The 12549-nt window shown below is 35.6% G+C and carries 18 protein-coding genes; 14 read left to right on the top strand and 4 right to left on the bottom strand.

Annotation, left to right across the window (positions count from 1 at the left end; translation table 11 throughout):
* Positions 1-28: 28 nt before the first annotated feature.
* Positions 29-727, bottom strand: coding sequence for a helix-turn-helix transcriptional regulator (locus tag CN326_RS07080; protein WP_098307734.1), 699 nt, complete (start codon positions 725-727; stop codon positions 29-31).
* 222 nt (positions 728-949) lie between these two features.
* On the opposite strand from CN326_RS07080, the gene comGA reads away from it, so the two are divergent.
* Genes comGA through CN326_RS07035 form a run of 9 tightly spaced genes read left to right on the top strand, consistent with a single transcriptional unit; the run spans position 950 to position 5619 of the window.
* Positions 950-1993: a competence type IV pilus ATPase ComGA gene (comGA, locus tag CN326_RS07075; protein WP_098307732.1), complete on the top strand. Its 1044-nt coding sequence runs from the start codon at positions 950-952 to the stop codon at positions 1991-1993.
* Positions 1986-3020, top strand: coding sequence for a competence type IV pilus assembly protein ComGB (gene comGB / locus CN326_RS07070; protein ID WP_141524990.1), 1035 nt, complete (start codon positions 1986-1988; stop codon positions 3018-3020). Before comGA ends, comGB begins: the two co-directional genes overlap by 8 nt.
* 12 nt (positions 3021-3032) lie before the next feature.
* Complete coding sequence (gene comGC, locus CN326_RS07065; RefSeq protein ID WP_098307728.1) at positions 3033-3338, top strand: competence type IV pilus major pilin ComGC; 306 nt, start codon at positions 3033-3035, stop codon at positions 3336-3338.
* Positions 3335-3769, top strand: a complete 435-nt coding sequence (gene comGD / locus CN326_RS07060) for a competence type IV pilus minor pilin ComGD (protein WP_098307726.1) — start codon at positions 3335-3337, stop codon at positions 3767-3769. The genes comGC and comGD overlap by 4 nt, the downstream gene beginning before the upstream one ends.
* Positions 3759-4076 (top strand): competence type IV pilus minor pilin ComGE, encoded by a 318-nt coding sequence (gene comGE, locus CN326_RS07055; RefSeq protein ID WP_098307724.1) that lies wholly within the window; start codon positions 3759-3761, stop codon positions 4074-4076. Before comGD ends, comGE begins: the two co-directional genes overlap by 11 nt.
* The gene (gene comGF / locus CN326_RS07050; RefSeq protein ID WP_098307722.1) at positions 4063-4509 is read left to right on the top strand and encodes a competence type IV pilus minor pilin ComGF; all 447 of its coding nucleotides are present in this window, start codon (positions 4063-4065) and stop codon (positions 4507-4509) included. The genes comGE and comGF overlap by 14 nt, the downstream gene beginning before the upstream one ends.
* Complete coding sequence (comGG, locus tag CN326_RS07045) at positions 4506-4883, top strand: competence type IV pilus minor pilin ComGG (RefSeq protein ID WP_098307720.1); 378 nt, start codon at positions 4506-4508, stop codon at positions 4881-4883. Before comGF ends, comGG begins: the two co-directional genes overlap by 4 nt.
* A gap of 1 nt (position 4884) precedes the next feature.
* Positions 4885-5382 (top strand): shikimate kinase, encoded by a 498-nt coding sequence (locus tag CN326_RS07040; RefSeq protein ID WP_098307718.1) that lies wholly within the window; start codon positions 4885-4887, stop codon positions 5380-5382.
* A gap of 36 nt (positions 5383-5418) precedes the next feature.
* Positions 5419-5619: a YqzE family protein gene (locus tag CN326_RS07035; protein WP_098307716.1), complete on the top strand. Its 201-nt coding sequence runs from the start codon at positions 5419-5421 to the stop codon at positions 5617-5619.
* Positions 5620-6074: 455 nt separating this feature from the next.
* Here the strand turns inward: CN326_RS07035 and CN326_RS25000 are convergent, their stop codons facing one another.
* On the bottom strand, positions 6075-6200 hold the full coding sequence (locus CN326_RS25000) for a hypothetical protein (RefSeq protein WP_255258105.1): 126 nt from the start codon (positions 6198-6200) through the stop codon (positions 6075-6077).
* 566 nt (positions 6201-6766) lie between these two features.
* Between CN326_RS25000 and CN326_RS07025 the strand changes: the two genes are divergently transcribed.
* The 4 genes from CN326_RS07025 (at position 6767) to CN326_RS07010 (ending at position 8541) form a co-directional block, all read left to right on the top strand.
* Positions 6767-7309, top strand: coding sequence for a peroxiredoxin (locus tag CN326_RS07025; RefSeq protein ID WP_098307712.1), 543 nt, complete (start codon positions 6767-6769; stop codon positions 7307-7309).
* 21 nt (positions 7310-7330) lie between these two features.
* Complete coding sequence (locus tag CN326_RS07020) at positions 7331-7774, top strand: TlpA disulfide reductase family protein (protein ID WP_098307710.1); 444 nt, start codon at positions 7331-7333, stop codon at positions 7772-7774.
* Between the two features lie 306 nt (positions 7775-8080).
* Complete coding sequence (locus CN326_RS07015; RefSeq protein WP_098307708.1) at positions 8081-8302, top strand: hypothetical protein; 222 nt, start codon at positions 8081-8083, stop codon at positions 8300-8302.
* A gap of 44 nt (positions 8303-8346) precedes the next feature.
* Positions 8347-8541, top strand: coding sequence for a hypothetical protein (locus CN326_RS07010; RefSeq protein WP_141524989.1), 195 nt, complete (start codon positions 8347-8349; stop codon positions 8539-8541).
* A 176-nt stretch (positions 8542-8717) separates the two neighbouring features.
* Here the strand turns inward: CN326_RS07010 and CN326_RS07005 are convergent, their stop codons facing one another.
* Positions 8718-9512 (bottom strand): YqhG family protein, encoded by a 795-nt coding sequence (locus CN326_RS07005; RefSeq protein WP_098307706.1) that lies wholly within the window; start codon positions 9510-9512, stop codon positions 8718-8720.
* Entirely contained in the window at positions 9499-11181 is a 1683-nt protein-coding gene (locus tag CN326_RS07000) for a DEAD/DEAH box helicase (RefSeq protein ID WP_098307704.1), read from the bottom strand. The genes CN326_RS07005 and CN326_RS07000 overlap by 14 nt, the downstream gene beginning before the upstream one ends.
* A gap of 259 nt (positions 11182-11440) precedes the next feature.
* Between CN326_RS07000 and gcvT the strand changes: the two genes are divergently transcribed.
* The gene (gene gcvT / locus CN326_RS06995; RefSeq protein ID WP_098307702.1) at positions 11441-12541 is read left to right on the top strand and encodes a glycine cleavage system aminomethyltransferase GcvT; all 1101 of its coding nucleotides are present in this window, start codon (positions 11441-11443) and stop codon (positions 12539-12541) included.
* Positions 12542-12549: the final 8 nt, after the last annotated feature.

Raw genomic sequence — 12549 nt, 5'->3', positions numbered from 1 at the left:
AGAAGCCAGTATAATCTGGCTTCTTATCTTACATATGAAGATGATAATTACAAGATTTACAACCTGTTTCTAGCATATTCTCATTGCGGGTTAATTCCATGTTCGGGAATAAAATTTCAAAGATGCCTGTCATCATATCGACGTGCATGTTGCAAATTTCTTTTGGATGGTGAATGGCAACTTCTTTAAATGGACAATTGTATACATCATAGAAAATTTTTGTTTCATCAATGCTTAATTCAAATGTCGGAGATAATCCGGCTGTTGTTAAAGCTTCTTTCGCAATTTGTATTTTTTGTTCTACTGTTAATTCATTTTCGCTAATGTTTAGCCGATGTAGATGTTGTTCCATTAATTCTTTACCAAACTTCTTACCTGTGTCATATAGTGCTTTTTCACCGATTTCACCTAAGCTAAGCAATGTATTGCATGCAATTTGTGCTAACAATTGATAATCACGAAACGGAAACTGCAGTTGAATCACATCGTCTGATAGTGCGTATAACCGGCTTGGTCTGCCACCTTTACCTGTTTTTTTTGTTTCTGATTTTAACATATTTACATCTTCTAGCTTAGAGAGGTGTAAACGCGCAACATTTGGATGAATATCAAATTCATCAGCAATTTCTTGTACAGTAACTTCATTATGTTTTTGAGAAATATATTGATAAATATAATAGCGTGTTGGATCAGATAGTACATTTGTAATTTTTAAAGCTTGTTCCATGAGGATCGCCACCTTTATTGGTTTATCTGAGATAACAACATTATAATATAGATAATGTTGTATAATAATGGGTTTTGGTAATGATTCATTAATTGTTCATAATTTCACATACTTTTTGTTATTTTTGTTTAGAAAATTGAAAAATTTCTGATAGAAATAGAAAATTCTTCATTTTTCTTTTCATGATGGCCATGATATATAAATAGTGAGGAGGGGATAACAGTGAATGCTGTCGAACAGTTTGCTGACACAATCATGAAAGAAGCATGCCGGTTGCGTGCATCAGATCTTCATATTGTGCCGCGTCATGAAGATGCTGTTGTGCAATTGCGTATTGGAAAAGATTTAGTAACAAAGCACTGTATTTCAAAAGAGTTTTGCGAACGGCTTGTATTGCACTTTAAATTTTTAGCAGCTATGGATATTGGTGAAAGGAGAAAGCCGCAAAATGGTTCATTGCAGATGAAAGTTAATGAGGAGGAAGTATACTTACGCCTTTCTACTTTACCAACTATACATCATGAAAGTTTGGTCATTCGTATGCACTTACAAACGGCGGTGCCAAACCTCTCGCATCTCTCATTATTCCCAAGTTCTGCGAAAACACTTCTATCTTTTTTACATCATTCGCATGGATTAATTATTTTTACAGGACCAACTGGGTCAGGAAAAACAACAACGATGTATGCCCTTTTAGAAGTAGCGAAGAAGGAACAGACTCGCCGCATTGTTACGCTTGAAGATCCAGTTGAAAAGAAAAAGGACGGGTTATTACAAATACAAATTAATGAAAAAGCTGGTATTACGTATGCAACTGGATTAAAAGCAATTTTACGTCATGACCCGGATATTATTTTAGTAGGAGAAATCCGAGATGAAGAAACGGCAAAGGTGGCGGTTCGAGCAAGTTTAACAGGCCATTTAGTTATGACGACATTGCATACAAATGATGCGAAGAGTGCAGTATTACGCTTAATGGATTATGGCATTACCCTTCAAGAAATTGAACAATCGTTATTAGCGGTAGCGGCACAACGATTAGTGGAATTGAAATGTCCATTTTGCAAAGGAAAATGCTCACCGTTATGTAAAAAAATGCGTCATGTACGCCGAGCAAGCATTTATGAATTATTGTACGGTTATGAGCTGAAAGAAGTCATTCGGGAAGCGAATGGAAAACAAGCAATGTATCAATATACAACGCTTCAAGATGAATTAAGAAAAGGATATGCACTAGGGTTTATTGAAGAAGATGTTTATGTTTAAACATGAGAGGTGGCGATTACATGAGCAAGCTTTATTGCTGCGAAGGCTTGGCGAGCTCTTAGAGAAAGGGTATTCTTTATTACATGCATTAGAATTTCTTCATTTCCACTTAAATCCTCATAAACAAATACAGCTTCAAGATGCTGCTGAAGAATTTAGAAAAGGAAGTAGCTTGCATGACGTGTTCTATAAACTTGCATTTCATCCAGACATTTTAAGTTATTTATTTTATGCAGAGCAGCATGGTGACATTTCCTTTGCGTTGCAACAAGGAAGCTCACTACTCAGCAGAAAAGATAAACATCAAAAAAATATGATGAAGATATTGCGTTATCCACTTTTTCTTTCCTTGTTTCTATTAGGAATCCTCTTCGTATTTAATATGGTGCTTCTTCCGCAGTTTTCAACTTTATATCGTTCACTTCGCGGGTCCTCTTCTTCATTTACAGATGATATTTTAACGTTTATTCAAGTCCTTCCGTATGTAATGGGTGGAGTTGTTTTGGCAATTGGTATTGCAGTGCTTATATATATGGTGTATGTAAAGAGGTTGCACCCGGTTAGGAGAATGAATATTTTTATGCGAGTGCCTCTTATAAAACAGTTTTTTATGTTAACAAACTCACAATATTTTGCAGTCCAATTAAGCGGCCTTTTGCAAGGTGGGTTATCTATATTAGAAGCGCTCGCGTTAATGAAGGAACAAAAGCATCATCCATTCTTTCAATGCGAAGCTCTCAAAATAGAGGAATTATTAACGATAGGCGAACATCTTGATTTCATTATGATGGATCGGCCTTACTACGAACGGGAGCTTTCTTATATTATTAAACATGGACAAGCAAATGGGAATTTGGCGGCTGAGCTTGCCGATTATAGTGAAATGATAATAGAAAAGATGGAAGAGAAAATTAATCGTATTTTATTTGTTGTGCAACCTCTTTTATTTGGATGTATCGGAATGGTTGTTATTCTTATGTATTTGGCGATGATTATGCCGATGTTTCAAATGATGGATTCTATTTAGGAGGCTTGTTCTGTGAAAAATGAAAAAGGCTTTACGCTGTTAGAAATGTTGCTTGTTATGCTTGTGATTTCTGTTTTGCTGCTTCTTATTATTCCAAATGTGGTAAAACAGCGCTCTTCTGTACAAGGAAAGGGATGCGACGCCTTTGTAAAGTCTGTTGAAGCGCAAGTACAAGCGTATCAATTAGAATATAATAAAATCCCAACAGTAGACGAGTTATACGATGGTAAATATATTACATCTAAAACTTGCCCAAAAGGTGAGAGTATTACAATTAATACGACAGATGGGGAAGTTACAGTTGCAGGGAAATCGTGAAGAAAAATGGCTTTACGTTATTAGAAATGCTCATCGTATTAAGTGCTATCTCTATATTAAGTGTTGTAACATACTTTAATCTATCCTCAATATATGAAAAACAAAAAATTGCTCAGTTTATGAATCAATTTTCTCAAGACATCCTTTTTATGCAGCAAGCAGCGATAAGCCATCGTAATCGTCATACGTTACGATGGTTTCCTAATCAGGGAAAGTATAGCGTTACATCTTCAGGAGAAACAGATCCTGTTCTTGTTCGTTACTATTCATCTGACATACAGGTGAACCTAAATACGTTTCCAAATCCAATGACTTACGGTGCTGATGGAAATATTAATAGAGGCGGCACAATTATTGTTTCTTATAAAACGAAAACGTATTATATCGTATTTCAGCTTGGGAGAGGAAGATTTACGTATTATGAAGTGTGAAAAAGGTTCTGTTATGCTGGAGATCCTTGTGTCCCTTAGCTTACTAATGATGACGGTCTCACTCTTGCTTCCGCAAACGCTTCTCATTATGCAAGAACGAAAAAATATTCAACTTCGGTACAACGCACAGCTATTCTTAAAAGAAGCAGCGGCCACATATATGTATCATCATGTAATTTCACCAGTAATAGAAAAACAATATGAGAATGTGACATATAGAATTCAATGGCAGGATGAAAAGGTATGTGTACGATGGAAAGATATTAAACGACGAGAAATTGAACGGTGTCGCTATGTTAAAAAATAGCAAAAAAGAAAAGGGATTTACGTTGTTAGAAGTTATGATGTGCTTTCTATTGTTATCGGTATTCTTTCTTCTTCTGCCTCGTCTTCACGTATTATTTATAGAAACTCCTTACTCTAAACAAGTTACGAATTGGGAATGGAATATTTTTTTAGAGCAAGTACAAATTGAGTTTCGAGAAGTAGAGGAAGGAAATAATGGCGACGGAAAATTATTTTTGAAAACAAAGACAGGAGAACGTGTTACGTATGTTATGTCTGGAAATAATGTTGTTCGAAAAGTAAATGGGACGGGACATGAAGTTCTTTTGCAAAAAGTAGAGAATATTTCTTATGAATTAACAGCGCATACATTGATAATACGCGTGCAGGATATAAGTGGTAAGGTATATGATGGTGTTGTTACTCGTTATTCTGTTATTGAGGTGAATAGATGAGATCTGAAAGTGGATTTACAATGCCAGGAACGATTATTCTCATATTGTTGCTCATGTCTTTCTTTGTATATGAGACAAATATATTCTTATCAGATCAAAAGTTTTATGCAGAAGCAGAAGAATTATTTATATTAGAAGAAATAACGGATCAAGCTATCGCAGAAGTAAAACAAGAGCTAAAAACTGGAATGGAAAAAAGGACATTTTTTTATACGTATGAAAAAGGAGAAGCGAAGGGAGATTGCACAATAGTAGATGGGGATGCTTTTATTACTTTACAGTGTATAACGAAACGAAAGCTCACATATAAAGTGAGCTTTCGTTATAATACAAATAACGAAGCGATTACGAATTGGCAAGAGGAGAGGTTATAGTATGAGGGCATTATATATTACAGGTTTTATGGGAGCTGGGAAAACGACAATCGGTAAAGCATTAAGCAGTGTACTTCATATCTCGGTCATTGACACAGATCAACGCATTGAAGAAAAGACAAAGAAAATCATTCGAGATATCTTTTCTGAAGAAGGGGAGGATGTCTTTCGAAAGTATGAAAGTGAAGTGCTGCAATTACTGCCGACAAAGGATTGTATTATTACAACAGGAGGGGGAATAGTCGAAAAAGCTGAGAATCGACAATGGATGAAAGAACATGGCACTGTAATTTATTTGTACTGTGATCCATATGTAATCGCAGAGCGAATTGCCGGAGATACAACAAGACCATTATTTCAAAAAGAAAACATATCATCATTTATAGAGAAATTTGAAAAGCGTCAAGCCTATTATGAAGAAGCAGTACTGAAGATAGACACGACAAATAAAAGTATTGAAACAATTGTGCAAGAAATTCAAGCGCAGATTAAGGAATAAAAAAGTGGACATACTAATTTAGTAGGGGTGAGAGATATGTCTACAAATGATTATATAAGATATATGACACAACAATTCGTATCATATATGGATGCTCCAAAAGCTGACCGAAAACAAAAGCGGCAACAGCGCCGTGAAGAGAGAGAACCATTTTTAAATCGTTGGTTTGGTATGCTGCCGTTAAGTGCTGCATTATTTTACCGACAAGTGAAGAAAAAGCGAGAGAAATCAAGTTAATGATTTTTGGAATAATTTACAACTAGAAAAGAATTGTATGTCATAGTACAATTTCTACGGCGAGTTGTACTCGTCATCTATTCGACAATATAACCTAAACAAGTAGCTCCACTGTNNACAGTGGAGCTACTTGTTTATCCCGCATTAACGGGCAGCAAGACCCCACCTCAAGATGCAGAGAGAAGCAAAGAAGATAGGTGGGGGATAACTGCCCGTAAAAACCCGATTGGTTCAACTAACCATCAGTGGGGATGAAGAAAACCCCCTACTGATGGAAGTTTCACTTTATCCTGCTAATTTTGCTCCTTTTGTTTGTTTCTCACTTAACTAATGTACCCGTTAGTTCCATGTATTTACCTAAAATAAAAAGACCATCTTATGACGTTCTACTGTTAGTGTCCCTAAAAACATCAGGTTAATTTTGAGGGACAGGTTAACTGTCCCATATTGTTTACTTATTTTGGGTTTTTTTGGGCTCTTAATGCTATTTTTTCAAGTCCATTTTCTCCTGAAAATTCTACATCTGCTTTTGGCTGAGCACTTTTATTATTTTTAAATTGGTTATTCTTGTTTTTAGCCATTTTTTCACCGCCCTTGTAGTTTGATTTAGTTATACCTTCAAGGATGCCATCTATATTTTTCGTTATCGGCATCCACGATTTTAGTTTGCTTTCTTTTTTGTTGACTATGCTATTTGATTTTCTTTAACAGAGCCAAAGAAAAAGAAACGCTCTATTTCAAACGAATAAAAAACCCCCACTGATGGGAGTTTTACTTTATAAGTTAAATTTCTGCTTCAGTCACTTGCTTAATTTTATAACCGACCTAAAGGAAACCCAGCTCTGATGCCTACCGAAACGAACCAACAAATTCTTATTATAATTGCTTTCATTTTTCCGTATCCATCTACTGCAAACTTAGAAATCATATAAAGCCATATAGTTTTGTTTTATCAAAGTCCTCCTCGGCTTGGATTTTATGAATAAAATTCTGAACATTAAAACTTTTTTAAATGAGAAAAAAACTTAAATTAAAATAATTTTAATTTAATGTTGACTTTAATTTAATAATATATATATAATATTAATTGTAATAATTATAAAGTAGAAATAAATATTAATTAGTTTTTAGGAGGAAGAATAGGGATATGACAAAACGTTTAGTAGGAAAACAAGCACCGCGTTTTGAGATGAATGCTGTGATGCCAAATAAAGAATTTAAAAAAGTTAGTTTAGAAGAAAATATGAAAAATGATAAATGGACAGTGCTATATTTCTATCCAATGGATTTCACTTTCGTTTGTCCAACTGAAATCATCGCCCTTTCTGATCGTTATGACGAATTTGAAGATTTAGACGCAGAGGTAATCGGTGTTTCTACAGATACAGTGCACACACATTTAGCTTGGATTAACACAGATCGTACGAAAAATGGATTAGGTGATTTACGCTATCCATTAGCAGCGGATACAAATCACACTGTATCAAGTGACTATGGTGTGTTATTAGAAGAAGAAGGTATTGCACTTCGTGGATTATTCATTATAAATCCAGAGGGTGAATTAATGTATCAAGTTGTACATCACAACAATATCGGACGTGAAGTAGACGAAGTATTACGTGTTCTACAAGCACTACAAACAGGTGGACTTTGTCCAGCGAACTGGAAACCAGGGCAAGAAACGTTATAATTTAAAGGGGGAATTAAAGTTATGAAATTACGCGAGCAAATGCCATCATTAGAAGGCGCAACACAAATGTTAAACGATACAATCACACGTGAAGAGTTAATTGGTGATAAACCAACGCTTATTCATTTTTGGTCAGTAAGTTGTTATCTATGTAAAGAAGCAATGCCAGAAGTAAATGAATTACGTGATGAGTACGATGATCGTTTAAATGTTGTTGCAGTTCATATGCCTCGTTCAGAAGATGATTTAGATTTAGCGGTGATTGAAAAAATGGCAGAAAGTCATGATATCATTCAACCGATTTTAGTGGATAGCAAGCATGTAATTACAGATGCATTTGAAAATAAATATGTCCCTGCGTATTACGTATTTGATAAAGAAGGTAAACTGCGTCATTTCCAAGCAGGTGGCAGTGGGATGCCAATGCTTCGTAAACGTCTTGAGCGTGTATTAAACGAAGAATAGAAACAAATATCTTTTGTTTCATTGATAATTGATTGTGTATGGTTTCTGTTTCCTGTTTGTAAAGTAAGCGAGAATAAGAAACAAAAAATGATTACCTCTAGCAGGGTAATCATTTTTGTTATATAATAATTAAAACGCTTTCATTTTTTTGGGATTGTTCACAAATTTGTCTAAATTACACATTAATATTGTGGCAATGTTGTTTTATAATGAAACTAATCATTAATACGTGCATACATTAATTGTGAAATAAATAACATATTGAATCTATATAAATGTAAACGTTATCAAAAAGAGGTGGTATAAATGAGTAAATTTTTCTTTGATCAAAACCCTGCAAGAGTTGAGGACGGAAAGTTGGTAGAATATGCGGAAACGATTTATGGAAAAGGTGGGCGTTCTGTATTAGAAAATTTAATTATAAAGGCATCAATTCGACTACGTGATCGTTATCCTCATAAGTCTGATGAGCAGATTTCTTTTCTTGTGAATCAAGGGCTGCATGATATGTTTCAAAAATATGTGTAAGGAGAGGCCAATGCCTCTCCTTACTTTTTTGCATAAGGAAAATTATGATTGCTAAAACTAATGGTGAAGTATATGCGAGTGGGGTGAACAAAATGAGTAACGGAGCAGGCGGTTCAAAGAAGAATAAAGAAACAGATGCAAATCATGTGAGTGCAAAACAGAGAGAATATCAAAAGCGAATGACAAAAATTCAACAACAAGAACATAACGATGGTCGAAAATATAATGGGAAAATATAAAGTGAAACTTTCATCAGTAGGGGGCTTCATCCCCCGCTGATGGTTAGTTGAATCAATTGGGCTCTTAGGAGCAGTTATCCCTCACCTATCTTCTTCGCTTTCTCTGAATCTTGAGGTGAAGGTCTTACTGCCCCTTAGTGCGGGATAAAAAAAGCACCTTCTAGAAGGTGCTTTTTTTATGTCAGAAAATGATTTGCTGTGACATAAAAGAGTCCGCCGTTTATAATTTGCATGGTAATTCGCGGTTCATATTGTTCTTGCAATGCTTGTTTTTCTATCGCGTAGCTTTCTGGTAATTCATCACTTTCCTCGTAAAAGCGATTTAATAGCTGTAAATCGTGATTCCAACGCACTTTTGCTTCTTCAGCCCATGTGTGATCGTCTGTCCCAATGACATTTTTCATTGCTTCTTCAATTCTAGATAACCCGCTTTGCGGTTTAATAATAGGTGTTAATGTAAAACAAAAATCAGGGATTTTTGGTGTTAGACGAAGTATTGCTAATGCCTCATGAAAATTTGTAATCATCGTACCAGAAATAAGATGGATACCGACGGAATATAGCATATCTTTTTTTCGATCACATTGATAGGAGACTTTTATATTGACGCCAAGCCAAGGATGAAGCGGAGTGCTTGTGTGCCCATTAGAATGAACATCTTCAAATAAGCGGATGTAAGCACCTAATTCCTTTGTAGCCTGGAAAATTTGATGTAAGCGCGGAGAACCATAGTGAATGAGCTCGCCTTCTTTCTCCTCATGTTTTGGATCAGTAATGAATGTAAGTCGCATCGGATTTGGTGTGCCGCCGGTTTTCTCAAGATAATGCCAGTAAAATGGACGGTTCATCAGCAGCTTGTCCATATCAATTGTTAATTGTACGTCTAGTAAATGCGGAAAATGCTGTAAAATTTCACAGCTATTTGCCTCGAAAAAACAACTTAAATAATTATGAATTTCATGTTGCTGCATAACCACGCACCTCAGTTTCATTTCGTTTTGCAAATTCAATAATGGACGTCAAGTTTTCCATTTTTATTCGGATTTCTCCTTCACTTTTGGAATGTGCAAAAATGTCTTGAATGTGCGCATCAATATTTTTCATATTAATTCTTGTCAAAATTTCATCTAAATCGCCAATGACACGCTCAAATAAGTTAATTTTTTCATACAGCAGTTTTAAAATATGTTCTTCTACTGTATGTTTCGTTGCCAAATTATAAATATGAACATCATGCTTTTGTCCAAGACGATGAATACGTCCGATTCTTTGTTCAAGTCGCATCGGATTCCAAGGAAGGTCATAGTTAATCATATAATTACAAAATTGTAAATTGATCCCTTCACCACCTGCTTCTGTCGCAATCAATACTTGTGCATGGTTTTGAAATAATTCTTTCATCCAATCTTTTTTACCGCGTTTAAATCCACCGCGAAATGGTACAGACGAGATGCCATGCTGCTTTAAAAACCATTGCAAATACATTTGAGAAGCACGATATTCTGTGAAGATTACAACTTTATCATTAATTTCTTTAATGATTTCTAATGTTTTATTTGCTTTTGAGTTGGAAGAAATACAATTAATTTTTTCCATCAACACATCTATGTATGGATCTGGTGTATATTGTTCATCTTCTTTTTGACGCTTTTCTACATGTTTTTTGAGTGAGAAATAAACAGCTTCACGGCTGCTGCATGCCTCACGCTTTAAGGTTAAAGCAGAAAATGCAGAAGTAAATGCATCTTGTCTTTTCCAACCTTCAATTGCATCGTATAAGGCTTTCTCTTGTTCATTGAAATCTACAAAAAGCGTATGAACGTGTCGCTTTGGCCATTCAATGCCGGTGTCATTCCGGCGGTTCCGTACCATTACTTTATTGATAAGCTCTTTTAAATGTTCATCTGTTTCAGCGTTGCGATTTTTAGAAGCATAATATTCTTCAAAGTTAGATTGATTGCCGAGATGGCCAGGTTTTAATAATGAGACAAGATTAAAGATTTCATCAATACGATTTTGAACAGGTGTTGCTGTAAGTAATAAACAAAACTTTTTCTTTAATAGTTGCGCAAATTCATAGTTTTTCGTTTTATTGTTTTTTAGTTTATGTGCTTCATCAATAATAATGAGATCGTATTCTAAATTTAAAACAATGTCACGATGCGGAGAGCGCTTTGCTGTATCGATGGAAGAAACGATAACGTCAGCTTGCTCCCAGGAGTAACTTTTTCTTTGGGCGACAGCTGGAATGAAAAATTTCGTATTCAATTCATATGCCCATTGTGAAACGAGTGAGGCAGGTACAAGAATAAGCACTTTTTTCACAAGCCCGCGCACCATATATTCTTTTAAAATAAGCCCGGCTTCAATTGTCTTTCCAAGACCAACCTCATCTGCTAAGATTGCTTTTCCATTCATTTGTTCAATGACTGTTTGTGCTACTTCTAACTGATGTGGAAGTGGCGTGAAGCTAGGTAAATGCTTGGGTGCCTGTAACCCGTCAAATGTTGGAATGAGAAGGGACTGTTCAGTTTGATATGCTAGATGAAATAGTTCCCAATTTGTCCACGGACCATCTTCTTCTATTCGTTTTAAGAAGTTTTCTTGCCAAGAACGATCTATTGAAATTTCGACATTCATGGATAAAATCTCACCTTCTATAAATTCTAAATTATTTTTTTAGCTAGAATATTGATGAAACGGCTCGAAAAATGTTAGGATAATGATGTGAAATGTGTGGAATCTTTCGTATTTTATCCAAGAAAGTACTTTTTTATTTACGCTTTCATAAAAAAAAGCGTGAGATTCCGTATATCCCATCTTTACAGAATTAAAAATGTTTAGATATGGGAAGCCAACTTTTATTGATTTGTCATAGACAGCGTAAGGGGGAGAGAACATGATTACATTACAACGTACACCGCTATTTGATGTATACGCGAAGTATGGTGGGAAGACAATTGACTTTGGTGGCTGGGAATTGCCAGTTCAATTTTCGAGCATTAAAGAAGAACACGAGGCTGTTCGTACAGCAGCAGGTCTTTTTGATGTGTCTCACATGGGAGAAGTAGAAGTAAAAGGTGCAGATAGTTTAGCATTTTTACAACGTGTAGTTACAAACGACGTTTCTATCTTAAAGGTAGGCGGAGCACAATATACGGCAATGTGTTACGAAGATGGTGGTACAGTAGATGATTTATTAATCTACAAACGCGGGGAAGAAGACTATTTATTAGTAATCAATGCATCAAATATTGAAAAAGATTACGAGTGGTTAGCGTCTCATGTAAGCGGTGATGTACAAGTAGTCAACGTTTCTAGCGAAATTGCACAACTTGCAATTCAAGGACCAAAAGCAGAAGACATTTTACAAAAAGTTGTGTCAGAAGATTTGAAAGAAATTAAGTTCTTTAAATTTAAAGACAATGTTCTTGTAGATGGTGTAGAAGCGCTTGTATCTCGTACAGGTTACACAGGTGAAGATGGCTTTGAAATTTACTGTAAGAGCGAAGATGCTGCAAAACTTTGGGAGAAACTTCTTGAAGCAGGAGCAGAAGACGGCTTAAAACCATGTGGCTTAGGAGCGCGTGATACACTTCGCTTTGAAGCAACACTTCCGCTTTATGGTCAAGAGTTATCAAAAGATATTACACCAATCGAAGCTGGAATTGGCTTTGCAGTAAAACCAAACAAAGAAGTAGATTTCTTTGGAAAAGAAACTTTAAAGGAACAAAAAGAAAACGGTGCACCTCGTAAATTAGTCGGCATCGAAGTAATTGAGCGTGGTATCCCGCGTACTCATTACCCAGTATATGTAGGCGATGAAAAAATCGGGGAAGTTACAAGTGGTACACAATCTCCAACGTTAAAGAAAAGCATCGGTTTAGCGCTAATTGATGTAAAATACGCAGCAATTGATACAGAAGTCGAAATTGAAATTCGTAACAAACGCGTCAAAGCAGTTGTCGTTCCAACACCATTTTACAAACGTTCAAAGTAACGGGGAGA

The organism is Bacillus sp. AFS018417 (genome assembly GCF_002560985.1).
GTDB classification, from domain to species: Bacteria; Bacillota; Bacilli; order Bacillales; family Bacillaceae_G; genus Bacillus_A; species Bacillus_A rhizoplanae.
This window is presented reverse-complemented; position numbering and strand designations above follow the sequence as displayed.